The 25,602-nt window shown below is 61.6% G+C and carries 19 protein-coding genes and 2 tRNA genes; 8 read left to right on the top strand and 13 right to left on the bottom strand.

Features of this window, described 5'->3' with window-relative positions; all coding sequences use genetic code 11:
• Window positions 1-12: 12 nt before the first annotated feature.
• The 6 genes from W911_RS01555 to trxA all read right to left on the bottom strand — a co-directional run bounded on the left by W911_RS01555 (window position 13) and on the right by trxA (window position 9,071).
• Window positions 13-2,760: a [protein-PII] uridylyltransferase gene (locus W911_RS01555; RefSeq protein WP_023785756.1), complete on the bottom strand. Its 2,748-nt coding sequence runs from the start codon at window positions 2,758-2,760 to the stop codon at window positions 13-15.
• A 56-nt stretch (window positions 2,761-2,816) separates the two neighbouring features.
• Window positions 2,817-5,630, bottom strand: coding sequence for a DNA mismatch repair protein MutS (mutS, locus tag W911_RS01550; protein WP_023785755.1), 2,814 nt, complete (start codon window positions 5,628-5,630; stop codon window positions 2,817-2,819).
• A gap of 382 nt (window positions 5,631-6,012) precedes the next feature.
• Window positions 6,013-7,011, bottom strand: coding sequence for a l-ornithine N(alpha)-acyltransferase (gene olsB / locus W911_RS01545; protein ID WP_041316988.1), 999 nt, complete (start codon window positions 7,009-7,011; stop codon window positions 6,013-6,015).
• Window positions 7,012-7,193: 182 nt separating this feature from the next.
• Window positions 7,194-7,430 (bottom strand): Trm112 family protein, encoded by a 237-nt coding sequence (locus W911_RS01540; RefSeq protein WP_023785753.1) that lies wholly within the window; start codon window positions 7,428-7,430, stop codon window positions 7,194-7,196.
• Window positions 7,431-7,463: 33 nt separating this feature from the next.
• Entirely contained in the window at window positions 7,464-8,141 is a 678-nt protein-coding gene (locus W911_RS01535; protein ID WP_023785752.1) for an LON peptidase substrate-binding domain-containing protein, read from the bottom strand.
• Between the two features lie 18 nt (window positions 8,142-8,159).
• Window positions 8,160-9,071 carry a thioredoxin gene (gene trxA / locus W911_RS01530; RefSeq protein WP_023785751.1) on the bottom strand — a complete coding sequence of 304 codons (912 nt, stop codon included), beginning with the start codon at window positions 9,069-9,071 and terminating at the stop codon, window positions 8,160-8,162.
• Between the two features lie 175 nt (window positions 9,072-9,246).
• Between trxA and W911_RS01525 the strand changes: the two genes are divergently transcribed.
• A tRNA-Gly gene (locus W911_RS01525) sits at window positions 9,247-9,321 on the top strand.
• Between the two features lie 96 nt (window positions 9,322-9,417).
• On the opposite strand, the gene W911_RS17070 is transcribed toward W911_RS01525, so the two are convergent.
• Complete coding sequence (locus W911_RS17070) at window positions 9,418-10,350, bottom strand: ParA family protein (protein ID WP_023785750.1); 933 nt, start codon at window positions 10,348-10,350, stop codon at window positions 9,418-9,420.
• A gap of 128 nt (window positions 10,351-10,478) precedes the next feature.
• A complete protein-coding gene (locus tag W911_RS01515) occupies window positions 10,479-11,015 on the bottom strand; it encodes a hypothetical protein (RefSeq protein WP_041316138.1) in 537 nt (178 codons plus the stop codon).
• A gap of 204 nt (window positions 11,016-11,219) precedes the next feature.
• Between W911_RS01515 and W911_RS01510 the strand changes: the two genes are divergently transcribed.
• The 3 genes from W911_RS01510 to W911_RS01500 are packed head-to-tail and all read left to right on the top strand — an operon-like array spanning window position 11,220 to window position 13,360.
• Window positions 11,220-11,843, top strand: coding sequence for a LemA family protein (locus W911_RS01510; protein WP_023785748.1), 624 nt, complete (start codon window positions 11,220-11,222; stop codon window positions 11,841-11,843).
• A gap of 32 nt (window positions 11,844-11,875) precedes the next feature.
• Complete coding sequence (locus W911_RS01505) at window positions 11,876-12,715, top strand: TPM domain-containing protein (protein ID WP_023785747.1); 840 nt, start codon at window positions 11,876-11,878, stop codon at window positions 12,713-12,715.
• An 18-nt stretch (window positions 12,716-12,733) separates the two neighbouring features.
• Window positions 12,734-13,360, top strand: coding sequence for a TPM domain-containing protein (locus W911_RS01500; RefSeq protein WP_023785746.1), 627 nt, complete (start codon window positions 12,734-12,736; stop codon window positions 13,358-13,360).
• Window positions 13,361-13,554: 194 nt separating this feature from the next.
• Here the strand turns inward: W911_RS01500 and W911_RS01495 are convergent, their stop codons facing one another.
• Window positions 13,555-15,660 carry a M3 family metallopeptidase gene (locus tag W911_RS01495; protein WP_023785745.1) on the bottom strand — a complete coding sequence of 702 codons (2,106 nt, stop codon included), beginning with the start codon at window positions 15,658-15,660 and terminating at the stop codon, window positions 13,555-13,557.
• A gap of 554 nt (window positions 15,661-16,214) precedes the next feature.
• Here W911_RS01495 and W911_RS01490 point away from each other — a divergent pair.
• On the top strand, window positions 16,215-16,619 hold the full coding sequence (locus W911_RS01490; RefSeq protein ID WP_425277574.1) for a DUF2794 domain-containing protein: 405 nt from the start codon (window positions 16,215-16,217) through the stop codon (window positions 16,617-16,619).
• A gap of 15 nt (window positions 16,620-16,634) precedes the next feature.
• On the opposite strand, the gene W911_RS01485 is transcribed toward W911_RS01490, so the two are convergent.
• Window positions 16,635-17,924 carry a hypothetical protein gene (locus W911_RS01485; RefSeq protein WP_144083477.1) on the bottom strand — a complete coding sequence of 430 codons (1,290 nt, stop codon included), beginning with the start codon at window positions 17,922-17,924 and terminating at the stop codon, window positions 16,635-16,637.
• Window positions 17,925-18,167: 243 nt separating this feature from the next.
• Between W911_RS01485 and W911_RS01480 the strand changes: the two genes are divergently transcribed.
• Window positions 18,168-18,995 carry a hypothetical protein gene (locus tag W911_RS01480; RefSeq protein ID WP_023785742.1) on the top strand — a complete coding sequence of 276 codons (828 nt, stop codon included), beginning with the start codon at window positions 18,168-18,170 and terminating at the stop codon, window positions 18,993-18,995.
• A 172-nt stretch (window positions 18,996-19,167) separates the two neighbouring features.
• Here the strand turns inward: W911_RS01480 and W911_RS01475 are convergent, their stop codons facing one another.
• Complete coding sequence (locus tag W911_RS01475) at window positions 19,168-19,482, bottom strand: hypothetical protein (protein ID WP_023785741.1); 315 nt, start codon at window positions 19,480-19,482, stop codon at window positions 19,168-19,170.
• 181 nt (window positions 19,483-19,663) lie between these two features.
• On the opposite strand from W911_RS01475, the gene W911_RS01470 reads away from it, so the two are divergent.
• Window positions 19,664-19,753 (top strand) — tRNA-Ser (locus W911_RS01470).
• Window positions 19,754-20,044: 291 nt separating this feature from the next.
• Window positions 20,045-22,996: an NACHT domain-containing protein gene (locus tag W911_RS17640; RefSeq protein ID WP_158412818.1), complete on the top strand. Its 2,952-nt coding sequence runs from the start codon at window positions 20,045-20,047 to the stop codon at window positions 22,994-22,996.
• Between the two features lie 618 nt (window positions 22,997-23,614).
• Here the strand turns inward: W911_RS17640 and W911_RS17065 are convergent.
• Both W911_RS17065 and W911_RS01465 read right to left on the bottom strand, forming a co-directional pair.
• Entirely contained in the window at window positions 23,615-23,797 is a 183-nt protein-coding gene (locus tag W911_RS17065; protein ID WP_051388494.1) for a helix-turn-helix transcriptional regulator, read from the bottom strand.
• 120 nt (window positions 23,798-23,917) lie between these two features.
• Window positions 23,918-25,117, bottom strand: a complete 1,200-nt coding sequence (locus W911_RS01465) for a tyrosine-type recombinase/integrase (RefSeq protein ID WP_041316978.1) — start codon at window positions 25,115-25,117, stop codon at window positions 23,918-23,920.
• Window positions 25,118-25,602: the final 485 nt, after the last annotated feature.

The raw sequence follows: 25,602 nt of genomic DNA, 5'->3' as shown, positions 1-25,602 counted from the left end.
CGTCTGCGGCCCCTACAGGATCTCGGTCAGTCGTTCGCGGATGGATTTCTGGCGTGTCTCGCTGTCGATCTTCTTGTTCGTGAGATCGGTGACGTAGAACACGTCCACGGCCTTCTCGCCGAAGGTCGTGATGTGAGCGGACGTGATGTCGAGCGAAAGATCCGAGAGGGCCGTCGTCAGCTCGTAGAGCAGACCCGTGCGGTCGCGCCCCGTGACCTCGATGACCGTAAAGGCGTCCGACAGCGAATTGTTGATGATGACCTCGGGTTCGACCGTGAACGCTTCGACGCGCGGCGGCGCGGGGCGGCGCTGTTCGAGCAGCGTTGGAATCCACGCCTCCCCGCGCAGAACGCGCCCGATGGTATCCGCGACCCGCTCGGCACGGCGATGCTCGTCGTCGTCCTCGTCAAGCTCACGCGCGAGCAGGAAGGTGTCGAGCGCAAAGCCGTCGCGGGTGGTCGTCACATGCGCGCCGACGATGTTCGCGCCGTTGGCGGCACACGCGCCTGCGAACTGAGACAGCAGACGCGGATGGTTGGGCGCGAACACCGTAAGCTCGGTGATGGCCGAGAACGCATCCGTGACGTGATCGGTCGCGAATTTTTTGCCCTCGCGTTCTGCCCGGTCGAGCAGGCGCGCGTGATCGATCTGCCGGCGCGGCTCCGTGCGCATCCAGTAGTCGGGATAGTGCCGATCGATGAAGCGGTCGATGGCTGCCGGGTTCCAGTCGGAAAGCGCGGTGCGTAGCTCCGCCTGGGCGTCGGCCACGATCTGGCTGCGCGGGATCTTCGTGTGTCCGCCTGAAAGAACCGGCTCCGTCTCGTGATAGAGCGTGCGCAAAAGCTGGCCCTTCCAGCCGTTCCAGACGCCCGGCCCGACCGCGCGGATATCTGCGCTGGTCAGGATCAAAAGCAGCTTGAGCCGTTCGGGGCTCTGCACGATGTCTGCGAAGTCACGCACCGTCTTGGGGTCCGAGATGTCGCGGCTCTGGGCGATGTTGCTCATGGTGAGATGCTGCTCGATGAGCCAGACGACCGTGTCCGTCTCCGCAGCCGAGAGCCCGAGGCGCGGACACAGCGTGCGCGCGATCTCGGCGCCGACGAGCGAGTGATCTTCGACACGCCCCTTGCCGATGTCGTGCAGGAAAGCAGCCACGTAGAGCACGCGCCGGTTCTGGATCGTCTTGATCAATTCGGTCGACAGCGGAAGCTCGTCCGATGACTTTCCGCGCTCGATGTCCGTCAACATGCCGACGGTGCGGATGAGATGCTCGTCGACCGTGTAGTGATGATACATGTTGAACTGCATCATCGCGACGACATGGCCGAACTCGGGAATGAAACGGCCGAGCACGCCGGTTTCGTTCATGCGCCGGAGCGTCGCTTCCGGGTTCACGCGGCCCGTGAGAAGCGAAAGAAAGATGCGGTTGGCTTCCGGGTCGTTGCGTAGAGTGTCGTCGATCAGCCGATAGGAGCGCCGCAGCTGACGGATCGCGTTGGGATGCAAAAAGGCGCTCGTATTCTCCGCCTGCGCGAAGAAGCGGATCAGGTTCAGGGGATCGCGCTTGAACGTATCTTTGTCGGCGATATTGAGACGGCCGTTGTCGATGCGGAAATCTGTGGTGTCGCGGATCTGCCGGCGCATCTTCCACGTCAGCGGGCTCAACAGGCCTTCGAGCACCGGCGTGCTCTTGAGCTGCTGCATTTCGAGCGCGGCGCAGAGGATGGTGGTCAGGTCGCCGACCTGCTTCGCGACGAGAAAGTAATGCTTCATGAAACGCTCGACGGCGCGCAAGCCGCCTTTGTCGCGGTATCCGAGCCGTTCGGCCAGCATCGGCTGGATGTCGAACGACAGCAGCTCCTCCGGCCGGCCGGTGTAGAAATGGAGGAAGCAGCGCACGGTCCAAAGGAAGTTCTCGCACTTCCGGAACGTTGCGGCCTCCTCGTTGGTGAAGATCCCCATCGCCACCGTTTTCGGCCCCACGTCGTGGCCGGTGAGATACTTGGAAAGCCAGTGCAGCGTGTGCAGATCGCGCAGGCCGCCCTTGCCGTCCTTGATGTTGGGCTCGACTTTGTACCGGCTTTCGCCCGCGCGGCGGTGGCGCTCGCTGCGTTCGGCAAGTTTGGCATCGACGAACGCGCGTTCCGATCCCTTGATCACATCGTCGCGGAAGCGGCGTTCGAGTTCTGCGTAAAGTTCGGCGTCGCCGTGGATGAGCCACATGTCGAGCAGAGACGTGCGGATCGTCGTATCCTGGAGGGCGAGCTTGACGCACTGATCGACGGTGCGCGTCGCGTGGCCCACTTTGAAACCGAGATCCCACAAGACGTAGAGGATGTACTCCGCGACGCTCTCTCCCCAGGGCGTTTGCTTGTAGGGCAAAAGAAACAGCAGATCGATGTCGGATCCGGGGGCCAGCAACTCGCGTCCATAGCCGCCGGTCGCGACCACCGCCATGCGCTCGGCGTCGGAAGGGTTGGTCGCCCGGTACACGTGCGCGACGGTGTAATCGTAGATCAGCCGGACCAGTTCGTCCTGAAAGCGCGCGAGGCCCCTGGCGCACCGCCGCCCGTTTCCGTCGGCTTCGAGCTGGAGGCGGGCCGTTCCGCGGGCGGCTTTGACGAGCGTCTTGAGCCGCTCGACGATGGCAGGCCGCGCCTCGGCGGGGTCTCCACCACGCTCTTGTAAGAGCCCGGTGAGCGTCTGGCGCAACTCCTGGGGGTCGAAGTACGGCGCGGGCGGAAGGCGGGGCGTATCCATGGGCCTATTCTAAGATGTTTCCGCCGATCATTGATATGGAGGGCTGAGGAGAACCGTCAGCCCGGCTCGTCCGAGCGAATACGTTTCAGGCGATAAAGCGCATCGAGAGCGGCGCGCGGCGTCAACTCGTCAGGGTTAAGCGCATCGAGCGCGGTTTCGAGCGGTCCTGGCCCGCGGGCCTGAAGCACGCTTTGGGGGCGGGCGGCGGCGAACAGTGGCAGCTCTTCGAGCGGCCCATTCTTCGACCCGCGCTTGCGGTCCGACGTTTCGAGAAGCGCCAGCACCTCGCGTGCGCGCTCGATGACGGGCGGCGGCAGCCCGGCGAGCTTGGCCACCTGGATGCCGTAGGAGCGGTCGGCGGCCCCCGCCTTCACGCGGTGAAGGAACACGATCTCGTCGCGCCATTCCTTGACGTCCATGGTGACGTTGGCGACCGACGCGAGCCGCCCGGCCAGCGCCGTCAGCTCGTGATAGTGGGTCGCGAACAGCACCCGCGCCTGCGTCTCCTCATGCAGGTATTCGACGGCCGCCCACGCGATGGAGAGCCCGTCGAAGGTCGCCGTCCCGCGTCCGATCTCGTCGAGCACGACGAGCGAGCGGGCCGTGGCTTGGTTCAGGATGGCGGCCGTTTCGACCATCTCGACCATAAACGTGGATCGCCCGCGTGCGAGATCGTCGGCAGCGCCGACGCGGCTGAAGAGGCGATCGACCACACCGATATGGGCCTCGGCTGCGGGTACGAACGAGCCCATCTGCGCGAGCACGGCGATCAGCGCGTTCTGGCGCAGGAACGTGGATTTACCCGCCATGTTGGGCCCGGTAACGAGCCAGATCCGCGCATCCGGCATCTCGTCGAAGCCGGGCGGGAGCGGTACGGTTTCGGTGCGCCCGAGCACGCAATCGTTGGCGACGAACGGCCCGCCGCGTGCGCGCTTCAAGGCCTGCTCCACCACGGGATGGCGCCCGGCGCGAATCTCGAACGCGTGGCTCGCGTCGACCACCGGCCGCACGTAGCGCTCGTGATGCGCGAGATGGGCAAGCGCGGCGGTGTGGTCCAGCTCCGCAAGCGCGGCCGCGACATCGGACAGCATGCGTTCGGCGGCCGCGACGGCGGCGGTCAGCTCGGCGAACACGTCCTGTTCGAGAGCCAGCGCGCGATCTGCGGCGGACGCGATGCGCCCTTCCGTTTCCACGAGTTCAACAGTCGTGAAGCGCACGGCGTTCGCCATCGTCTGGCGGTGCCGAAACGTTTCGTTGAGCGGCGCGTCCAGCATTGGCTTGGCGTTGGCCTGCGTCACCTCGATGAAGTAGCCGAGAATATTGTTGTGGCGCACCTTCAGCGTTTTCACGCCCGTCTCGTCCACGTAGCGGGTTTCGAGCGCGGCCATCACGCGGCGGCTGTCGTCGCGCAGCGCCAGCGCCTCGTCCAGCGCGGGGCGGTATCCGCGCCTTACGAACCCGCCATCGCGCTTGAGATGGGGAGGGTCGTCCACCAGTGCCGCCTTGAGCAGCGCGAGGAGATCCGCGCCCTGTCCCTCGATCCGCGCGAAGAGCTGCTGAAGCTCGGAGGGAAAATCGATCTTTTGCGATTTGGAGGCGAGCAGACGGCCGATGGCATCGGCAGCATCGAGCCCTTGCGCGATGCCGGCGAGATCGCGCGGTCCGCCCCGCCCGAACGCGAGGCGCGAAACCGCGCGCGCAAGATCGGGAACGCCCTTGAGCGCCTCTCGCAACGCGTCGCGCACCGCCTCGTCGTCCACCAGAAAGGCCACCGCGTCGAGGCGCGCTTCGATGCCCGCGGGATCGGAGAGCGGGGCCGCAAGACGCGCGGCCAGCTCCCGCGCACCGGGTCCCGTCACAGTGCAATCGATGGCATCGAGAAGGCTGCCCGATTTCTCGCCCGATGTGGACCGCACGAGTTCGAGGCTCGCGCGCGTCGCCGCATCGATCGTGAGAGCCGCTCCGCTGCCCATGCGGCGCGGCGGGCGCACGATGGGCTTCTTTCCGATCTGGGTAAGGTCCACGTAGCGCAGAAGTGCGCCGATGGCGGCCATCTCGCTACGTGTGAAAACGCCGAATGCTCCGAGATCCGCAACCCCGAGGCGCGCCTTGAGATCGCGCTCGCCCGCGAGGCCGTCGAAGGAGGCCGCCGGCACCGGCGTCGCAGCCCCGCCCGCCCGCTCGATCCACGCCGTAAGATCGGCTTCTGCGAGCACGCTATCGGCGGCGATCACCTCTCCCGGTGCGAGCCGCACCAGCTCACCCGGCAGATCCACGCCCCGCGTCTCGCCCACCTCGAACTCGCCGGTCGAGATGTCGAGAGAGGCGAGCGCAACCGTGGCGGTCGAGCCGATCAGCGGTCCCTCTGGCCCGCCCGGTGCCTGAAAGAGCGCGGTCAGATAATTGCGCGCGCGCGCATCGAGCAGCGTTTCTTCGGTCAGGGTGCCGGGCGTGACGAGCCGCACCACGTCGCGCCGCACGACGGCCTTGGCGCCGCGTTTGCGCGCCTCCGCCGGATCTTCGAGCTGCTCGCAGACGGCGACGCGATAGCCGCGCCGGATCAGGCGTTCGAGATATTCGTCAGCCCGGTGAACGGGAACACCGCACATGGGGATGTCTTCGCCCCGGTGCTTGCCGCGCTTGGTGAGCACGATGCCGAGCGCTTGAGACGCGACGACCGCGTCTTCGAAGAAAAGCTCGTAGAAATCGCCCATCCGGTACCAGAGCAGGCTGTCGGGATTGGCGGTCTTGATCTCCAGGTACTGCGCCATCGAGGGCGTCGCATCGGCAAAGGCAGAGACAGCGGCCGCAGCAGCCGCTGCGCCGTCGCCCTCTCCGCTCTCGTTCCGACGTCGCTCTCGTCCCGCCATCCGCCACCCCGCTAGACCATGATCGCTTCGGACCCTATCAGTCCGAAGCGTGAATCATCGGTCTCATCAAGGTCTAGAGCGTCCGATCCGATTCCGTCGGATCGGACGCTCTAGTGTAGGGGGAACGGATAGCCGGTTGCGAACGGGCATGAAACCCCCCGGCGACAGCACGGGAAGGGAAAACGCCCGAAAGGCGGCGGCGTTCGCTCTCACCACTGTCATCCCGGCCAAGTGGAGCGTAGCGAAACGCAGAGCCGGGACCTAGGAGAAGCTTTTATCGCGAAAATCGCGTCTTCGACGAGCCTTATGCCGGGTCCCGGATAAGGCTCCGCCTGTCCGGGATGACACCCGCGGGAAAGGACACCGTCAACGCCCCAACGACCTAAGCCTCTGCCGCAACGCGGCTTTTTACCTCGTCCGGCGCGCCGAAATGGCCGAAGTAGCGCGGATCGATCTTCTCCACCGGCAGGACGATCAGCACGTCTGTGGTGCCGAACTGCCGGTCAATCACCGCGCCGTCGCCCACGAACGCGCCAAGCCGAAGATAAGCCTTGATGAGCGGCGGCAGCTCCTTGAGGGCGGCCTTCACGTTGACCTGCTCGGCGGGCAGCCGATCCATCGGCACGTAGAGGTTATCGTGCGCCCGGCAGCGCCATTCGGCGGGTGCCAGCGCGTGATGATGAAGGAAGGAGAGCGCCATCGCGTGCGCCTCGGGGTCCGTCCCCTCGAAGCTCGCGCAGCCGATCATCACGTCCACCTTGTGCTCGCGCACGTAGGTCCAGAGCCCGTGCCACAGGAGTTCGACGCTGCGCTTCGTCCGGTAGGGCGCGAGCACGCACGAGCGCCCGAGCTCCATGAAGCGGTAACGCGGCGATTTTGCCGCCACGAGCGGTTCGATATTGTATTCGCTCTGGGTATAGAACCCGAGGCTGCGCTGGGCCACCTCCTGGCGCAATACCCGGTAGGTGCCGACCACGCTGGGCCGCCGGGTCGATGTCCAGGGTTTCGGATGGGGGCCGGTCTCCCCACTGCGGTCGACGACCAGCAGGTGGTCGCAGATCGCGTCGTAGGGATCCTGATCGAGCCGCCGCATCCCGGCGATCACGCTCGGTTTGGCGCTCATTTCTTCGTAAAAGACTTCGTAGCGCAGCCGCTGGGCGGAGAGAACGTCGCGCCGTCCTTCGGCGAGGCGGACTTCGAGATTGCCGATGCGGCCATAAACCTTCGGCACCGGCTTTCTGACGAGCAGCGGCAGGCGCCCGGTTTGAAGGCCAGAGCGCAATCCGTTGCGCACCGATCCGTCCAGCGCCTTCAATGCGATGAGGCCGCGCGGCGCGGGCCAGGAGCCGTCCTGCAGGCGTCCGGCGAGACGCCGCGTCATGCGCCGCATCCTGCCCTGTCTTTCCATGGTCATGAATTGCCGTCCGGGTTGAAGAGCCGTCTTTGCCGCTTCAGCCCGCGAGGAAGCAGCCTCGCCCAAATAACCACGAATCGGAGACAATTTTGCGACGACGGAGGATTAGGGTCCGTACTCAATGTCCCATCCAATATTGAGTACGGACCCTAGGTCGCGCTTGGGGATTTGTCCTTCGGGGTATCGAGGGACCGCGCCGCTTCCACCGTCATCAATGGCACCCCGTTACGGATCGGGTACGCGAGATTGGCCTTTTCGCTGATCAGTTCGCGGGCGGCGCGATCGTAGGTGAGCGGCCCCTTCGTGACCGGGCACACGAGAAGCGAAAGCAGCTTCGGGTCCGGCTCGTCTGGCGCGGCATTCGGCTGGGGTGTGGTGTCGGTCATGGTGTTGCGTCTCCCGCCAGGTTTTCGGCCGCGTTACTGCAGTGTGCCGTCCGGGCCGCTGCCCGTCGCAAGCTCCATTTCGGCGAGCGCGACGAGAACGTCGGCCCGCGTCTTGAGGTCGCGCGCTTCGAGCAGCGCCTGCTTTTCCTCAGGCCCATAGGGGCACATGACGGACAGCGCATTGATCAGGAATTCCGACGGCGCGCGGTCGATCACCGACCAATCGGTTTTGAGGTTGTTGCGATGGAGATACGATTTGAGCGCGCGCGTGAGCCTCTCGCGGTCGATCAGCTCCTCGCCGAGCCCGCGCGTCAGGTCGCCTGCGAAACAGTCGTAGCTGACGGTTGCCGCGCGGTACGCCTTGCCCGTTTCCGCTTCGCCCACGATCTCGAACCGTGAAACGCCGGTGATGGAGATTGCGACGCGCCCGTCGTCGAGTTCCTGATAGCTCGTGACGCGGCCTGCCCCGCCGATCCGGCGCAGCGCCACCGCCTTGCCGAGCGGGCTCTCTTCGTCGCCGTCCGACGCCGGCTGAACCATCCCGATCATTCTGGAGCCGCTCATCACGTCGTCGATCATTTCGAGATAGCGCGGCTCGAAGATGTTGAGCGGAAGCGTCGCGCCGGGCAGCAAAATGGCGCCCCGCAACGGAAACAGCGGCAGCCGCGGCGGCAGGTCCGCGGGATGCCGGTAGAGATCGGAAAGGGTCACGAATAAAGCCTCGCTTCCTCAGCTGAAAAGGATCGACGACAGCTTCCGGCGGCCTTCCAGGGTCAGAGGATCCTTGGGGCCCCACGCATCGAAGAGCTGAACGAGCTGCTTCCTGGCCGCCTCCTCGTTCCAACTCCGGTTGCGGCGAACGAGATCCAAAAGATGTTCGAGCGCGTCTTCCTTCTGTCCTCGCGCGGCGAGGGCGACGGCCAGGTCGAAACGCGCCTGGGGATCGGACGGATCGGCCGCGAGGCGGGATTCGAGTTCGGAGCGGTTGTCGGATTGATCGGCAACCTTCGCGAGTTCAAGCGCAGCCCGTGCGCTCTGCACCGGCGCGCTTGCTTGGGCATCGGGCGGCACGAGCGCGAGTGTCTGCTCCGCACGCTCCGTATCTCCGCTTTTCAAATAGCACCGCGCGAGCCCGGCGAGCGCCTGCGCGTTCTGCTGATCGTCCTGCAGCACCGCCGCGAACGTTCCCGCTGCCGTCTGCAGGTCACCCGCTTCGAGCGCGGCTTCCGCGGCCTCCAGGATGGCGGCGATGTCGGCTTCCGCGTCGTCGCCGATCAGTCGGTCCACGAACTGGCGCACCGCGCTTTCGGGCTGCGCCCCCATGAAGCCGTCGAGCGGACGACCGTCGCGGAACGCATAGACGGTGGGCAGCGATTGCACACGCAGTTGTGCTGCGATGGCCGGATGCTCGTCTGTGTTGATTTTGACGAGGCGCACCTTGCCGCCGTAGCTTTTGACGACCTTTTCGATGATCGGCGTCAATTGCTTGCACGGTCCGCACCAGGAGGCCCAGAAGTCGACAAGCACCAGGGCATCCCGGGAGGCGTCGATGACGTCCTTGGCGAAGGTGGCGCTGGTCCCGTCCTTGATGACGTCGCCCGCCCCCGCTCCGCTGCCGGGGTTCAATCCTCCCAAATCCATGCCGTCACTCCTTGAAATTCTGAGGGGCCGACCTTCGCAGCCACGGCCCACGGTGGCAATATGGTGAAGAGGATGCCGCCCCGCGACCCCCTCCTTTCAAGACGCTTGCAAAGCCGCGGCGGTTGAGCAATAAGACCGGGCGCGCCGCTTCGGGGCGCGGATTACCCCATCGGATGCGGGCGTAGCTCAGGGGTAGAGCATCACGTTGCCAACGTGAGGGTCGTGAGTTCGAATCTCATCGCCCGCTCCAATTTCTCGATATTTTGAGAACGATCTGCTCGGCGGCGAAAGACTGGCCGCGCGCCTCAATGGCGTGCGCGGTGGTGTCGCGCCGTCATGTGTGGGGTCACGGGGCCGACGACGTGGATCTGGCCGAGCCGGGCTCTCTGCCCTGCGCCGATCCGGCTCCTGCGAGCGTGGTCGACGGCGGTGTCGCAGGCGCGGCGCCGAGGGGATGCCCCATCCGCACGAGAACCTCCTCCGCAAGCAGCCTCAGCGACTTTCCCATCTGGCCCGGATACTTGGCGAGATAGGAGCGGTCCGGGTCGTGGAAGCGCGCGGCCTCCTGCATCGTTACGGCGCGCGGCACCACCTGCTCGAAGCAGCGGTTGTCCGGATTGCTGCGGAGCCAGGCGTGATAGTCCTCTTCCGTCGGCGACATCGCTTCCTTCATGTTGACGAGCACGCCCAGATTTTCGGCAAACCCCATTTCGGGATTGAGCGCCTTGAAGCGGCGGAACACCTCAAGCCCGCACACCGAGACGTAATCGGCCTTCGTGGGCGAGATATGATAGTCGGCTTCGCGCAGCCAGCTCTCCGTCAACACGGAGAGCCCCGGCGGACAGTCGATGAGAATGATGTCGAACACGTTGCGCGCCCCCGCGAGCAACTCGCCGATCACCGATCTCAGCCGCCCATGCAGGCTTTCCTTCGAGACTTCACGTTCGAACAGCGTGAGCTGCATGTCGCTCGGAATGAGATACACGCTGCGCGCGTCGTCCACGTCCGACACATTGCGGACCACGAACCGCGGCCAGTCGCTTTCCGCGTTCTGCAGCACGCGTGCGACGAGATAATCCACGAGTGTCAGCGCGTTCTGCTGCAGCCGGTGCAGGTTGGGGATCGTCATGAGCATCGCGGAGGCGGAAGCCTGCGAATCGCTGTCGATCACGAGCACGTTCTTGCCGTGATAGGCCGAGAGCGTCTCGGCGAGCGCGAGCACGATCGTGGATTTACCCACGCCGCCCTTCGTATTCATCACGGCAATCGTATTTCGCATGATGCTGCGAACTCTCCCCCTGCGCGTCGGCGTCCGCGTTCCGGTCCCCGCAACGAACGATGTGCGTCGGGAATGTGGCGGTCTGACGAAGACGCTCCGTATTTAGCCGCCGTTTGTCTTCGATTATCTTACCATCCATACCACAGCGGACGCGCCATGACGGTCGTGGTGCGGCGAACGCGAACCCGCGTCCGCTCGCGCTTGCCGGACCGCCGGACGGAAGATCGATAGTCGGTAACGGTGCGGAAGGTGGGCGCAACGCCCACAACCGCGTTCCGCCACCTGTGCTCGGGAGGCGTGACGAGTGTCACGGTGCGGCTCGGGCGCACGACCACCTCGCGCCGGACGAGCTTCGTTTCGGCCGGCACCGGCACTGCGCAGCACCGCTCGCCGTTAGGGCCGGTCCGATACCACATGTATCCCGCAGGCTGCATGACGACGTCTTCCACGACCGTGACGGTCTCGGGCGGCATCCGCACGGTGTCGACGCGCCCGGGTGCCACGATGACCGGCACCGGCTCCACGATGGCGACCGGCGGCCCTTCGATCACTTCGCGGATGCGGACGTCGGTGCAATCGCCGCCCCGGCACGCGTGCGCGGCGGAGGCGGCAAACGGCAGAACGAGGGCTGCGGCGGCAGCGGCGGCGTAACGCGAGGCAAACATTGGGAGACTCCGGCTTTGTGAACCGGAGTCTAACCGCACGGGGCCTGTTCGCGGCCTTCAAGCTCCGCCGTTGGTTAAGCGCAACGGCCTGGAGTCGCCAGCTTTTTAAGGGAATTGGTCACGGCCACTTATTGCGGGTGATTCCCCGCGCCTTCGCGTTCTGCTAGATCCTTGGGGAACAGGTCCACCAGCGAGGTTTCAGCCATGACCGCAGCTCTCGCGCACCGCGCGTCCCGCCCTCTTGCCTTCCTCACAGCGGCCCTTCTTGCGGTTTCGCTCGCCGGTTGCGGCGTCAACAACATTCCGACCTATGAGGAAAGCGCCAAGGCGGCATGGTCGGAAGTGCTGAACCAATACAAGCGCCGCACGGATCTGATCCCGAACCTCGTCGAGAGCGTGAAGGGTTTTGCCGAGCAGGAGCGTAAGGTGCTGACGGACGTCACCGAGGCCCGCGCCCGGGCGGCCAGCGTCCAGGTTCCCGCCGACATCACGACCAATCCGGAAGCGATGAAGCAATTCCAGGATGCGCAGAACACGCTGGGCAGCGCACTGCGCCAGCTCATGGTCGTGGTCGAGCGCTACCCGGACATCAAGTCGGGGCAGAACTTCCTGGCGCTGCAAAGCCAGATCGAAGGCACCGAAAACCGCATCGCCATCGCGCGCCGCGACTACATCGAGGCCGTCCGCCGCTTCAACACGGAGCTGGCCACGTTCCCGGGCCGCCTCTGGAAGATGGCGCTCTATTCCGACAAGCAGCCGATGGCGACATTCGACATCCCGGCCGAAGAGACGACGGCACCGAAGGTCGATTTCAGCGCGGGCGAGTGATACCCGCTCGCGTCAACCTCATGAGCGAGTAAATGGTGAGCGCAGGAGCCAAAAGGCTTTGGACTGTGCCGCTCGCTGCGGTGTTCGCAGCGATTGTGCTCGGTGCGCTCGCCTGCGGGCCAGCGCTCGCGCAGCCCACGTTCCCCACGCTTACGGGGCGCATCGTCGACAACGCGAAGCTGCTGACGGAAGTCGACCGCTACAACATCGAAACCGCGCTCACCGCGCTGGAAGAGAAGTCGACGGACCAACTCGTCGTGGTGACGGTACCGTCGCTCCAGGGCTATGAGATCGAGGATTACGGCTACCAGCTCGGGCGGAAGTGGGGCATCGGACGCGCCGGGAAGGATAACGGGGTGCTCCTCATCGTGGCCCCCAACGAGCGCAGGGTAAGGATCGAGGTCGGCCGCGGACTGGAGCCGGTCGTCACCGATCTCATGAGCCGCATCATCATCGAAAACGCCATCTTGCCGGAGTTCCGCCGCGGTAACTTCGGCGCCGGCGTCGCCGCCGGTGTCCGCGATCTCAAGGACACGCTCTTGGGCGATGGCGAAGCTGTGAAGGAGCGCGCGCGCGGTCTCGGCAAGCGCGATGGCCCGAACTGGATCGGGCTCCTGCTGATCGCATTCTGGGTCGGCATCGTTCTCTATGTCGCTTACGCCCAGTGGCGCTATGCGCAGTCGCAGCCGCAAACGCTGGGACGGCGTGGCCGCAACCGCCGCGCGGCCGATTTCGGACCAGGCGCCGGATCGGGATCGTGGGGCGGTGGCTGGCCGTCGGGCGGCGGTGGAGGTTGGTCCGGCGGTGGAGGCGGCGGCTGGTCGGGCGGCGGCGGTGGCTTCGGCGGTGGTGGCGGCTCGGGAAGCTGGTAGAGCAGGTCAGGACGAACGATGGGACACTTGATTTCGGAAACCGACGAGCACCGCGTCGCGGAGGCTATCGCCGAAGCGGAGCGCAAGACTTCGGGCGAGATCGTGGCCGTCCTCGCGGCCGAGAGCAGCACCTATCTTTACGCACCGTTCCTGTGGGCCTCCGTGGTCGCGCTCACCCTGCCGCTGATCCTCATTCTAGGCACGTGGTGGCCCACCTCGTGGATCTATCTCGCGCAGCTTGGCGCCTTCGCGGCTGTGCTCACCCTCACGCTGCCGCGCCCTATCCGGTATGCGCTGGTGCCGCAGTCGGTCAAACGCGCGCGCGTCCGCCGCCGCGCGTTGGAGCAGTTTCTCGTCCAGAACCTGCACACGACGGAGGGCCGTACGGGCGTTCTGATTTTTGTCTCGGCTGCCGAGCGCCGCGCGGAAATCGTGGCCGATGCCGCCATCGAAGAGCGTGTCGCCAAGGACACCTGGCAGGGGATCGTCGATCGCCTCACCGCGGCATTCGGGGAGGACCGCCACGTGGACGGCTTCATCGCAGCCATCGAGGAGGTCGGCGGCCATCTCGCAAAGCATTTCCCGCCGGGCTCCTGCGACGCGAACCGCTTGCCCGACCACCTCATCGTCCTCAACGAGAGCTGACGGGCGCGCCTCTTCTGTCATCCCGGAAAGGCGGAGGCGGAAGCTGGAGCCTTATCCGGGACCCAGCGTCAGAGTCGCCGGAGACACAATAATTTAATGCGGTAGAAGCTTTTCCTAGGTCCCGGCTCTTCGCTTCGCTTCGCTCAACTTGGCCGTGATGACACACGGCAGAGATTTACGCGAAGGGCGCAACGCTACGCCAGCCCGCGCTTGCGCAACAGGCCGTCGATCTCCGGCGGACGGCCGCGGAACGCCACATACGCATCGAGTGCGTCGCGCCGGTCTCCCGCGGAATAGATGTGCGTCTTGAGCTTGTTGGCGGTCTTGCGGTCGAAGACGTCGCCCGCTTCCTCGAAGGCCGCGAACGCGTCCGCATCCATCACCTCCGACCAGAGATAGCTGTAATAGCCCGCGGCATAGCCGCCGATGATGTGCTGGAAGTGCGGGATGCGGTGGCGCGGCGTGATCTCGGCCGGCATGCCGATCCGCGCGAGCACGTCGCGCTCGAAGGCATCGACGTCGAGTTCGCCCGCGTCCTCGCGCGTATGCAGTTCGAGATCGAGCAGCGTGGATGCCGTGTATTCCACCGTCTGGAAGCCTTGGTTGAAAGTCCGCGCGGCGGCGAGCTGCTTCAGGATGCGGTCGGGGATCGGCTTGCCCGTCTTCACGTGCGTCGCGAAACGTTTCAGCACTTCCGGCCGCGAGAGCCAATGCTCGTAAAGCTGCGACGGCAGCTCCACGAAATCGTGCAGTACGTTCGTCATGGCGAGCGAGGGATAGGTCACGTCGGACAGAAGCCCGTGCAGACCGTGCCCCATTTCATGGAACAGCGTGCGCGCATCGTCGAAAGACAGCAGCATCGGCTCGCCGGGCGCCCCGCGTGCAACGCTCATCACGTTGACGACGATGGGCCTCACCTCGCCCTTGAGCTTGTGCTGCGTGCGGTAGGACGACATCCACGCGCCGGAACGCTTCGAGGGCCGCGCGAAATAGTCGGCGAGGAAGAGCCCGACGTGCTTGCCGCCGGTCTTCGTCGTCACCTCCCACGTGCGCACGTCGTCGTGGTAGCGCGGAATATCGAAGCGCTCTTCGAACTTGATGCCGAACAGGCGGCCCGCCGTGTCGAACGCGGCCGCCAGCACGTTGTCGAGCGTCAGGTAGGAGCGCACTTCCGCCTCGTCGAGGTCGTAGCGCGCCTTCCGCTCTTTCTCGGCGTAATAGCGCCAATCCCACGCGGCGATGTCGAAGTTGCCGCCGTCCGCGCGTGCCCGCGCCTCCAGGGCATCGCGCTCGGCTTGTGCGCGCTTGAGCCCTGCAGGCCAGACTTTATCGAGGAGACCGCGCACCGTGTCTGGCGTCTTGGCCATGGTATCGTCGAGCACATAGGCCGCGTAGTTCTCGTATCCGAGCAGGCCCGCAAGCTCGCGCCGAAGCGCGATCATGCGCACGATGATCTTGCGGTTGTCGGTCTTGCCGCCGAGTTCGCCGCGTCGAACCCAGGCTTTCCAGGCCTCCTCGCGCAAATCGCGCCGGGCGGAGAATTGCAGAAACGGCTCCACGCTGGAGCGCGCCAGCGTGATCGCGTGAAGCCCCGGCTTGCCGAGATCGGCGGCGGCCTGCGCTGCTGCAGCGCGGACCGAATCCGGCAGCCCCGCGAGATCGCGCTCGCCATCGAGGATCATGTGCCAGGCCTGCTCGTCGGCCAGCACGTTCTGATTGAAGGCGGTGCCGAGCGTCGCAAGCTCGGTGTTGATCTCCGCGATCCGCTTGCGCGACTTGGCGTCGAGCTTTGCCCCCGCGCGTACGAAGTTGGTGTGCACCCGTTCGAGCAGGCGCAGCGCTTCGGCGTCGAGGCCGAGCCGCTCGCGGCGCGCATGGAGGTCGTCGATCCTGAGGAACAGGCGGCGGTTGAGGAGAACGGCGCTTTGATGCTTGGCCAGCAGAGGTGCCACGTCGCGCTGGATCGCTTCGAGCTCGGCGTTGGTGTGCGCGCTCGTGAGATTGAAGAAGACGTCGGCAACACGGTTCAAAAGCGCACCGCTCTTTTCGAGTGCGACGACGGTGTTGGCGAACGAGGGTTTCGATGTTGCCCCCGCGATGGCGGCGATTTCGTCCCGGTGCGCTTTGAGGGCGGCCTTGAATGCGGGTGGGAAGTGATGCGGCGCAATCGAAGCGAACGGCGGGGCCTTAAAAGGCGTGCGCCAGGTTGCGAGCAGCGGGTTGGTTGCAGGCTTGCGAGCCTCGGTCGTTTTCGTGCCGCCCGTCTTCTTGCCACCTGTCTTCGCGCCGCTCTTCGCCATGCCGGATCCTCTCTTGCTTGCCCGATGCCGGGATCGATACCGGATTGCGTCCATGCGGGCAAAGACAAAGGGCCGGTTGGGGGAACCGGCCCATTGCGCTTTGGAAGAGGAGTGTCTTGAGACAAGAAGAGCAAAATTGGGGAGGAAGGCCCGCCCGGCTGCCGGCAATCGGCCGGATTTGGGGGCTCGGGGGGAGGCCGGCCGATGGGGCAGCCGGGCGAAGCCAACGACAAGAACTCTGCCCGTGATTCTGGGCGGCCAAAGGGCGCCGCCTTGACGCCAATCTGTCGGGAGCAAGGATTTTGTGTGCCGCCTGGAAGCGCGCGAACCGCAAAAAAGGAAAGGCCCGGTCCAGGAGATAACCTCGGATGGGGGTTAGGGGAGAATCCGAGGCTGAATTGGACCGGGCCAGGGGCGCGTATGACGATGGATCATACGGACCAATGGGGCCCGCCGAAGGAGGTTTTGTGGCGCCGATGTGAAATGTTGCGACGGAACGGCTTGAAAAAAGAACGGCATGGCGCGATCATGCACGCGTGGCTGAAGGGAGGCGCGTGTTGAGCGAATCCGACCCCATACGTTTCCGCCCGCGTGAGACGGGCGGGTTTCAACGTACCCATGGGCCAATGGGCCCGTCAGCCGGTTCCTCTCCTCGAAGCAATCCCGTCGTTGCCTTCAATCGCGCCGAACTCGACGCAATCCTCGCCGTCTATGCGCGCAAGGTCGCGGCCGGCGAATGGCGCGATTACGCGTTGCAGATGGGCCGCGAGAAGGCCGTCTTCGCGATCTTCCAGCGCACAAGCGAATACCCGCTGTTCCGCGTGGAGAAGTGTCCGAAACTCGCGCGCCGCCAGGGCGCCTACAGCGTGGTGATGCGCTCGGGTGCCGTACTGAAGCGCGGCCACGACCTCGCCCGCGTGCTCACCGTGTGCGAAAGCCTCAAGTTCTCCAGCCGGTGACGGCTCCGCACCCGCCTATTCGATGACGATGGTCGCCACGTAATCCATCGTCCGCTTGTTGTTGTTCGGATCGAGCAGCGTGTTGAGCAGATAGGACGTCGGCGAATAGTTCTCCGGCACCGCGCGGTTGAACATCGCGCGTATCAGGCGGGCGCGAAGCCGCTGCGTAATGGTGCCGCCGCTGACGCCAAGATAGTAGTCTTTGAGCTGCTCGAACTTCGGCTGCATGACCTCGGCAACCTTGCGGTGCCCTTCCGACATTTTCTGCAGGCCGGCAGGGTTTTCTGCGAATACGGCTTCGAGCAGGGCGCGGCGCTGGTCGTTCGGAAGCTTGAGTCCGTCGATGATGGTGAGCGGGCCGTCGGCGAGCCCGACGGTCGAGGAGCGCCCCCGCCCCGGGATGTTGTTGCCGGTCGCGCCGAGCGGCGCCATCGCGGGCTTGATGCATGAGGGCATACGGCTGCCCTTGAACTGGTCTGCTGTGGTTGCAGGATCGCAACCCCGGAGCGCGAGCACCGCCCACGCAAACTCGGAGCAATAGAGATCGAGCGTGCCCGCCGGGCTCTGGCCGAGCCCGATCTGCCCCACGCGTTTCACAAACTCCAGCGGGCGGCCGGACTTGAACTTCGGCGCGTTGTAATCGTCGTTGAACTTGATCTGGCTCGGGTAGATCTGCCGCGCGCTGCTGTTGAGGCGGGTGGACCACGCCGCGATGTTCTCGCGTTCCTTGTCCGTCAGTCCGCGCGGACGCACGACGTGGAGATAGTTGAGCGTGCGGTAGTGCTCGCTCGTGAGGTCCGCGCTCATGCCGCGACCCAGATATTCCTCGTTGAGCGGGTTATCGAGGTTCCGAAGCCGGCCGTCGCGAATGTATGCGAGCCCCGCGTGGCTGATGCCCATTTGCACGTTGGGATAGGCGCCGGCTCCGCCCCACTCGGGACGGAACGTGAGCAACAGGTCGCCGGTTTCGAAGATGCCGCTGCGTGCGAGGCGCTGGGCCATGCCGGAACGCGACGTAACCACGAGACGGAGCCCGGCATCGGAGCCGCTCTTCAAAGCGTCCGGATGTTTGAAGTCGAGCAGGATGTCGGAGGTCGGGAACGACTCGCGGGAAAGCTTCGCCCAGGTGCTGGTCGGCAGCGCGAAATAGATCGGGATGTTGAGCTTCTTGGCGAGGCGCTCGTTCGCCCGCTCGGAGAAGGTGAACTGCTTTTGCGTTTGCGCCGATGCGTCCGCGCTCGGCAAGGCGAAGAGTGCGGCTCCGGCCAGCGACAGGCCAACGAAGAGTTTTCCGAACTTCGACATGACGATCTCCACGTTGACCCTGCTCCTTCTTCGGCCTGTCTGTCCCGCCAAACCTGATGGCCCACGGCAACAGGCCATGCAGGTATGGACCGCGTCTCTGTGCGGTTCGGGTCGCTTGGGGTCAGGAGATCCCCCTCCATGCGCCATGCTAAAGCCTTTACGTGGTCTCCGCACACCAATTTACGATCAAGCCGCGACGGAGTAGTATCCGCCCCACACGGACGCGTAGGGGAGTGATGACACATGGCTGAGGCGGTTGCGGCAGGCGGGGCGGACGGCTCCGGCGTCCAGCACGAGCGCACGGTCTATGCCGCGGGCGGTGGCCGCAAGTTGTTCTTCTCCTTCCTGTTTCTCGTTCTCCTGCCGTTTTACCTCAGCATCCCGGCTATGATTTTCATGCGGGTGCGGCACGGCCTCTATTTCGACGCCATCGGGCTCGGCATCATGGCGACGGCCTTCACCATCCTCATGGTGCTGATCGTGATCGAGCTTCTGTTCTCGATCCGCGCGCGTGTCGCCTTCGGCGAAGAGTCGGTGAAGATGACGCTGCCCTCGGGCCGCGGCCCCACGCCTATGCTGCGCTACCGCAGCTACGACATCCCCTATGACAAGGTCCACACGGTCGAAACCCGCCGCGAGATCTATGGCGGTTCTCTCGTGCCCGTGCTGCTCAAGGGTGCGCGGCTGATCACCAAGAACGACGAGGGCGGGGAAGGCCAGGCCATCCCCATCGGCTACGTCAGCGAGGCCAACATGGACCCCGCATTTCCCTATCCCGAGATCGCCAGGAAAATCGCCGAGCGCGCGCGCCTGCCGCTGATCGACCGCGGCAACGTCCGCCGCTCCTTCCGCCGCAAGTTCTTCGGTATCAAGGGACGCCGGGTGAACGAGGTCGATCTCGTGGACGAGGCGCAGATCGCGGAACTCAATCAATCCCATCGCAGCGTCGTGATGGGGCTGGTCGGCGGGCTGTTGCTGCTCATCGTCGTCGGCATCGTCGACGATCTCGCGAGCGAGGTCCCCATCGGCCAGACGGCCTCGACGGCGTTGTCCGTCTCGCCCGCCCGCTAGACCATGATCGCTTCGGACCCTATCAGTCCGAAGCGTGAATCATCGGTCTGGCAAAAGAGACCATGATCGCTTCGGCCCTAGCCGCTCCGATCGCCGCGCCGCCTACCCGGCGCGGCGTGAATCGGCAGCGGGGAGAAAGTCCGAAGCGTGAATTATCGGTCTCAGCAAAGATCTAGTTCACGAATACCCGGACGGTCTTGCGACGGCGGCCCGCGTAGCCGCTCAGAAGCGCCAGCGCGCCGAACGCGATGAAGGTCGGGATCGCGAGCAGCGGGCCGATCGCGCCGTCCCACAGCCAGGACCCCACCAGCCCCGAAAGGCCGGATTTCGCGGCCTCGTACGACGTGGCCCCAAGCTCCTGCCAATGCCCGCCGAGAGACGTCGCCTTGAGCGGACCTGCGCCATAAACCCAGGGCGTGGCGTCGACGACCAGCGCGATGGTCGCAATCAGAAGAAAGACGGCGGCAAGGAAGCGGAAGACGGCCATGAGCGGGTGTCTGGACTGCTGGAGGGGAAAGAACGCGCCAGCCTACCACGGCCGGCAAAAAAGGGCACGGCGCGGAGCGGCCCCGGACTATGATCAGACGTGTTGCCTCGGGTCCGGTTCTGGGTATAGTGCGCCGCTTCGGTTCGCCATGGGGCTTCGCTCCCGCGCTGATCCGAGCTGCGGAGGGATGGCCGAGTGGTTGAAGGCGCACGCCTGGAACGCGTGTAGGCGGGCAACCGTCTCGTGGGTTCGAATCCCACTCCCTCCGCCACGGCAACATATCAAGTTGTTGATTTTCAAGAGATAATATAGAAACCTTAAAAGATTTCCCACATTCCACCCCACATTATTGTTGGGTGTGCTTGGATTTATGTCTTGATGTAAATTTTTCCGGACGACGCGGAATACCGACCTAACGTTGTCATCAATCTTCCGAATCAATTCAAAATAGGCCCAATTATTCGAAGCTCATCGCTCTATGCGATCAATTCCCGCTGGGTTAACGAGCGAGGGCAAAATGCGAAGCCTGCTAACTCGCATAGCGATAGCGCCGATAACGTGGGTGATTGGCCTGACGCTAAGCGCGGCTATCTACCTCATTACAGCGAGCTTGTTCTTTGCGTCGCTGGTGATGTTGTGCACAACAATCGTTATTCTAGCAGTTATCCGATATGTGCTCCCTGAGGCAGAGCAGTCACGGCTTCTGGCAGCTAAGACAATTGCTTCGACTGGTATCGTTGTGGCGGCCTCAGTGGCCCTATCCCAGTCGTCAATAGCGATGCACACGCTACATCAACTGCTTCAGCATTATTTTGAAAACCTGCCCCTGCCAGCCAACTCAACTACCGAGCCCATATTAATAGCCCTTAGCATCGCGATCCTATTTACCACCGTCCTCATTGTATGGCTCGTGATGCATTCGCATAATGCGCCAAATGGAAATCTTAGGAGTGGAACTGCCTTATCTGCAGTTCAATTGCAGATCATATCCCGCACCCTCGAAGATAGTCTGAACGCTCTAGACCGGGAACTCAGATTTTTCGATTTTCGAACTAAAGCAATAGATCCAAAGCTCGAGCGCTTGAGTGCGACTGCCATGCACGCAGCGTCCCAAACTGCGCTCCAGGTCATATCTCGCGCGAGTGAAAGAGAGTTCGTGGTCGTTAAGGGCGAGCCAGGATCAGGTAAGAGTGTGATGCTTCGCAATCTCGCGAGGCAACTGCTGGCAGGAGTGGCAAATGGCGGAAAAGTGCCGCTCCTGCTTAATATGCGAGACTTTCCACTGACATTGGAATTAGAACAAGCGGAAATTGTCACTTCGCTACGGCAGTGGGCAAAAAGCGAATACAGAAGACAGACGGGTTCGCGATCAAATTCAATATCCGATGAAGAGTTTGATCAATTGTACGCCGAGGGTAGCTTAGTCTTCCTGTTTGATTCTTTCGACGAAAATGGCGCCGTAGGTCAATCGCCTCACCACGGTGAATTCGTAGGTGCGTTGTCTCAAGCTCTAGTAGAATTTATTAGGACCAGCGGCGGTTGCATTGGAATCGTATTTTCACGCGAATTCAAGTCGCCGACAGTTGGATGGATAGCGCACCAAACTTATAGCGTGAGGCCGTTTACAGATTCCGATATCAAAAAATATGTCACTGAAAATTGCGTGTCTTCCAAACCCCTTGTTGCTGCGATATTTACTGAGCGTATTGATCTATACGCCATGGCTAAATCACCGCTACTGCTCGCGTTAGTTGTCGATTTTTGCAATGGCAACGACGGGCGATTGCCTAATTCTGAGTTCGATATTTTCCAAAGTTACATTCGTAGGAGAATCCATCGAGCTCTTCAGGGGGGCATGGCAAGCAGCAACAAATACGAGGAAGCCCTTCGCGTAGCGAAGGCTCTTGCTCGCTGCCTTTCTAGCCATCAAACCTATCAAATTGATGGTTCAAACGAAAAAGCGATAGGAATTTTGGCGCAGGCTCGTCTAATTAGACAGTACGAGGGTGGTTACGCCTTCGCCCATAAGCGGTTCCATGAGTATTTCCGCGTGTGTAGCATGTTGGACGGTGATGAAGCGCCGCCGAGCATTCATCCAAATCATATCGACGAGAGAAGGGATGTCCTGAACTTATTCGCGCAAATCTGCTCAAACAACAAAGCTAAAGTTCTTGCCAAGGCGGCAAATAGGACGCTGAAGCGAGCGTACGCGGACCACGAAGAAACCGGTAGCGTTAAGAGTTATGAGGCCGTGATCCTCAGTCTACGCTTTCTACGAGGCGCGTTTAGAAACCGCCCCAACGTCGTAAATAAATATCGAAAAAACGTCGCATTTATCGCCTATTCATTATGGAATAGAGCTGACGTCCTGTGTCAGAAGCATGCGTTAGAACAGATTGCTCTCTTGCCAGTGCGCAATTCAACGAACCTAGTAAGAAGCTCGCTCGCTAGCCCGTTCCCGTTTCTAAAACGCATAGCACTTTCAGAGGCAAGATATATTTCGTGGTTGCAGCCTTGGCTAGGGCGCTGCGTCGCCGCCTATTTTTCGAGGGTGGATGATATAAAGGGGTACATTGATCTCATGCAGGGCGACTTGCGCACAGCAATGATCAATGCCGCTTCAATTGATAAGGTGTCATTTTTTGCGGACGCGCTAATGCGTCTAGCGATGATAGCGCTCGCGGTAATGAGTGTATTCATTCCCACCCCATTTGGCGCTGGCGCAAGCGCATTTCTTATCATCCTTTATCTGGTGCTCGTATTTATTAGAAACCGAGAAATGCTGTCCTTTTTACCCGAATGGGGCCTGAACCCGGGTTTGTCAGGGCTCTTAGCTTCGAATTTTATGATCGCAGCCTTTATCAATATGGCGTCGGCGTCTGTAAGTCCCAATATCGAGCTCTTTTGGAATCGCGAGGGTCATGCCTGGGTCGCGGTTTCATCGGCAGTGCTGGCTATTGCAATGCTAGGTAACAACGTACTGACGCGAAAGCGCGATCAATTGGATACGCTCGATGAGGTAGGAATACTTTCTCGTGACGTGTTGAGGATGGAAAAGCCCGGCATAGGTCAAATCATGTCGACGCTTGTGAGCGTGAGTCCGATAATTGTACTTCTTGTTGCATCAATACTTAGGGCACTTTCATTCGATACGGCGGCTGTCATTGGACTCGTTTTTTTGCTGTGGGCATTATCTCTTATATACACTGTAATAAAGGGATTGTTTGAAGAATCAAGAAGAGCGCTTCGTAGAAAGATAGAGCGACCCAGGATTGAGGCGTTCAGCAGACACTTTTCGGGATCGCGAATACAAATTGCTGAGGCGCTTAAGCGTGTAAAAACAGATGAATCGAGAATGCGTATTCTAAAGGCAGCCGATGACAAAGCGTCAGAATTTTTCCAACAATTAAGAGATCCCCAAAACGTATGGCCTAATGGTGGGAGGCCACAGTATAGTCCACAGGTCACGAGCTATCTCGCTCTATTGGATGAGCGTTGGTGGGGCTTAGGCTAAGTCGTAGCCAAGACAGTATACCTCAATCAAGGGCCTCTGCGCTGTCCTTGGTGTATGAGCATTGATTTGCTTAAGAACAGACTAGACTTAGCTGCGTCTGTCGTTTTTGACAGCAAATCTAGTAACAGTTGCGCCAATCGATTGCATCGGGATAACAGGCTTTCGTGCGCGTCTTACCCATGTAGCCTATCCATCCAGCAATTTGATAGCATGGCTGGACATCGATTTCTGGGCGGGCCCATCTTGTCGCTGACCAGGAAGCTGAGATGTGTTCCTTGAACGAAGAGCAGCTCATGTCCGTTGGACAATCGATACACAGGTGAGCGTGAGGGCGAAGTCCGCATTCTATGACCGAGAATGTCGTCAAACGAGTCTTGGCACTGGTTCTTTGCCCTAGAACGCGTCGATTGAGCCTATTCAAAAAATGATGCACATTTTCTGAAGCCGAGATAACATCTATTCGTGTTGGCCAGTTCAGCAGCCGAAACGTCAATGTCACCGCGTAGGGGTTGACCCATGTAATGCCGGAGCAATAGCGAAGGACTTCCTGTTGAAACTGGCGACGCTGTAGTGTCGATAAGCTGTGGCATTCATAAAATGCAGAGCTATTGGGCACAATTATGCGCCCTCGTTAGCTATTCTCGCTATATCGCGTTCTCGCCAGCAAGTTACCCTAGGGCCTACTTTTATGGATTGAGGAAACCGTCCGTCCTTTACGCCTTTCCACCAACTTGATTTTGAGATTGGAATTCGTCTTAGTACCTCTGGTAGTCGCAATAACTTATCTTCAGCTATTTCCATTTAAATGATCCTTTGCAAATACATAAAGTCCACCGTGGGACAAAGCTATTTATTTGCAGAATCAAATGGGAACGGCGTTCAATTAGAAAAAATTGACTTTTTTATAAAATTTTTGCAGATTTATTCTTGGGGTGGCGTTTTTGTCACGCCAGCGGTAGCAATTGCGTAGTCTTGCCAGTCTTTCATCAAGGCGCGGCGTTTTTCAAAAATGTCTCCTCTCTGGTATGCAGCTACGGTTTTGTCTCGCACAGTATGGCTAAGTGCCGCTTCCGACACCTCGTGAGGGAAGGGGGTGCATTCTGTCGCCCAATCTTTGAAGGAGGAACGAAAGCCGTGGACTGTCGCTTGCCCGTCTAGCCCAAGTCGCCTCAGTACCTGCAATAGAGCCATGTTTGAGAGTGGTCGTGTAGGCTGGCGCCCTGGGAAGATATAAGGCCCCGTTGAAAGGATCTTCGCCTCTTCCAGGATTTCGACGCATCTTCGCGGGAGCGGGACCCTGTGAATTTGTTTGTTCTTCATGCGAGTTGCCGGGATCGTCCAGATATCGCCGTCAATTTCATTCCACGTGGCTTTGAGCGTTTCGTTCGTACGCGTAGCCGTCAAAATGAGAAATTCCAAGGCGAGTTTGACGGATGTGTCTGCTTCAAAGCTGCGCAACGCATTGATAAAAAATGGCAATTTCGCGTAGGGCAGAGCTGCATGATGTCGTGTGGGCTTGTTATGCTTTGGCAACCCCTTCTGAATGCTGTCAGTTGGATTTGTGCCATCGCGAAAGCCCGACGCCTGACACCAGTCAAGCACCGTTTTTATGCGCTGGCGAACCCGTCTAGCGGTTTCATGCTTGGGTAGCCAAATGGGGTTGAGAACGTGAAGAACGTCGCGAGGTTCAATTTTGTTCACCGGCAATGCGCCGATCAACGGAAAAGCATAGGTTTCGAGTGAGGTTAGCCATTGAGCAGCATGTTTGCTGTTGGCCCAGTGTTGCCGGTGACTATTGTGAACGGCTCTAGCAGCGTGCTCAAACGTGGGGATGCCCTTTTGGGCGTTGCGATCTGCGACAGGATCGCCGCCGCTGCGGGCAATGCTCCTGTACTTCGCGGCCTTTAATCTCGCCTCTGCAAGAGAAACCGTCGAGACGCTACCAAGGCCAAAATCTCTGCGCCTTCCCTGCACTACGGTCCTTAATAGCCACCGCTTCGCGCCTGAGGGGGCCACTTCAAGGTAGAGGCCATTACCATCACTATATCGCCCGGGCACATTCAGCGTGCGGACCTTTGCCGCGTTTAACTTGTGATGCGGATGCCGACCTCTTGGTTTCATAATAGACCCCACAAAAAACCCCACATATTATGTTGGATTCAGGTGGATTTTGTCAAACGAAGCTGGACGATCTGACGTGGAACATACTGGTATAAATGAAATATATCAGTCGTTGTCGTCCTGCAATGGACACTAACAAGGCAGACACTCCCTCCGCCAGTTCTTTTCGCTCGCGCCCGCGCGGCGGGCTCCGCGAGGGCGGGCCACTTGGCCCGGGTCGCTTTGCTCCCTGGCCCTTCGGGCCGTAGTTCAAATCCAATCCCGTCAAGCCCGCCATCTTATCGCTCACGCGCCAGAGGCGCTCCGCGGGGGCGCGGGAGTCGCCGCGGGTCGCCTTGCTCCCGAGTTCTGCGGGCTTTGTGGAGAGTTTGAAATTTCTCCTTTCAGGCCTGCCATAGGCCGCCGATCACACTCTACGACGCAATGTTGCTGCCGAATGTCACATGACCAGCAAGCGAAAGAGCGAATTGTCTATTCTACGCCTT

Source organism: Hyphomicrobium nitrativorans NL23, from assembly GCF_000503895.1.
GTDB classification, from domain to species: domain Bacteria; phylum Pseudomonadota; class Alphaproteobacteria; order Rhizobiales; family Hyphomicrobiaceae; genus Hyphomicrobium_C; species Hyphomicrobium_C nitrativorans.
This window is presented reverse-complemented; position numbering and strand designations above follow the sequence as displayed.

What these genes read in the sequence shown, in the direction of transcription:
- W911_RS01555 (WP_023785756.1), bottom strand. Translation starts at nt 2,760, where the DNA reads ATGGATACGCCCCGCCTTCCGCCCGCGCCGTACTTCGACCCCCAGGAG.
- mutS (WP_023785755.1), bottom strand. Translation starts at nt 5,630, where the DNA reads ATGGCGGGACGAGAGCGACGTCGGAACGAGAGCGGAGAGGGCGACGGC.
- olsB (WP_041316988.1), bottom strand. Translation starts at nt 7,011, where the DNA reads ATGACGCGGCGTCTCGCCGGACGCCTGCAGGACGGCTCCTGGCCCGCG.
- W911_RS01540 (WP_023785753.1), bottom strand. Translation starts at nt 7,430, where the DNA reads ATGACCGACACCACACCCCAGCCGAATGCCGCGCCAGACGAGCCGGAC.
- trxA (WP_023785751.1), bottom strand. Translation starts at nt 9,071, where the DNA reads ATGGATTTGGGAGGATTGAACCCCGGCAGCGGAGCGGGGGCGGGCGAC.
- W911_RS17070 (WP_023785750.1), bottom strand. Translation starts at nt 10,350, where the DNA reads ATGCGAAATACGATTGCCGTGATGAATACGAAGGGCGGCGTGGGTAAA.
- W911_RS01515 (WP_041316138.1), bottom strand. Translation starts at nt 11,015, where the DNA reads ATGTTTGCCTCGCGTTACGCCGCCGCTGCCGCCGCAGCCCTCGTTCTG.
- W911_RS01510 (WP_023785748.1), top strand. Translation starts at nt 11,220, where the DNA reads ATGACCGCAGCTCTCGCGCACCGCGCGTCCCGCCCTCTTGCCTTCCTC.
- W911_RS01505 (WP_023785747.1), top strand. Translation starts at nt 11,876, where the DNA reads ATGGTGAGCGCAGGAGCCAAAAGGCTTTGGACTGTGCCGCTCGCTGCG.
- W911_RS01500 (WP_023785746.1), top strand. Translation starts at nt 12,734, where the DNA reads ATGGGACACTTGATTTCGGAAACCGACGAGCACCGCGTCGCGGAGGCT.
- W911_RS01495 (WP_023785745.1), bottom strand. Translation starts at nt 15,660, where the DNA reads ATGGCGAAGAGCGGCGCGAAGACAGGTGGCAAGAAGACGGGCGGCACG.
- W911_RS01485 (WP_144083477.1), bottom strand. Translation starts at nt 17,924, where the DNA reads ATGTCGAAGTTCGGAAAACTCTTCGTTGGCCTGTCGCTGGCCGGAGCC.
- W911_RS01480 (WP_023785742.1), top strand. Translation starts at nt 18,168, where the DNA reads ATGGCTGAGGCGGTTGCGGCAGGCGGGGCGGACGGCTCCGGCGTCCAG.
- W911_RS01475 (WP_023785741.1), bottom strand. Translation starts at nt 19,482, where the DNA reads ATGGCCGTCTTCCGCTTCCTTGCCGCCGTCTTTCTTCTGATTGCGACC.
- W911_RS17065 (WP_051388494.1), bottom strand. Translation starts at nt 23,797, where the DNA reads ATGGAAATAGCTGAAGATAAGTTATTGCGACTACCAGAGGTACTAAGA.
- W911_RS01465 (WP_041316978.1), bottom strand. Translation starts at nt 25,117, where the DNA reads ATGAAACCAAGAGGTCGGCATCCGCATCACAAGTTAAACGCGGCAAAG.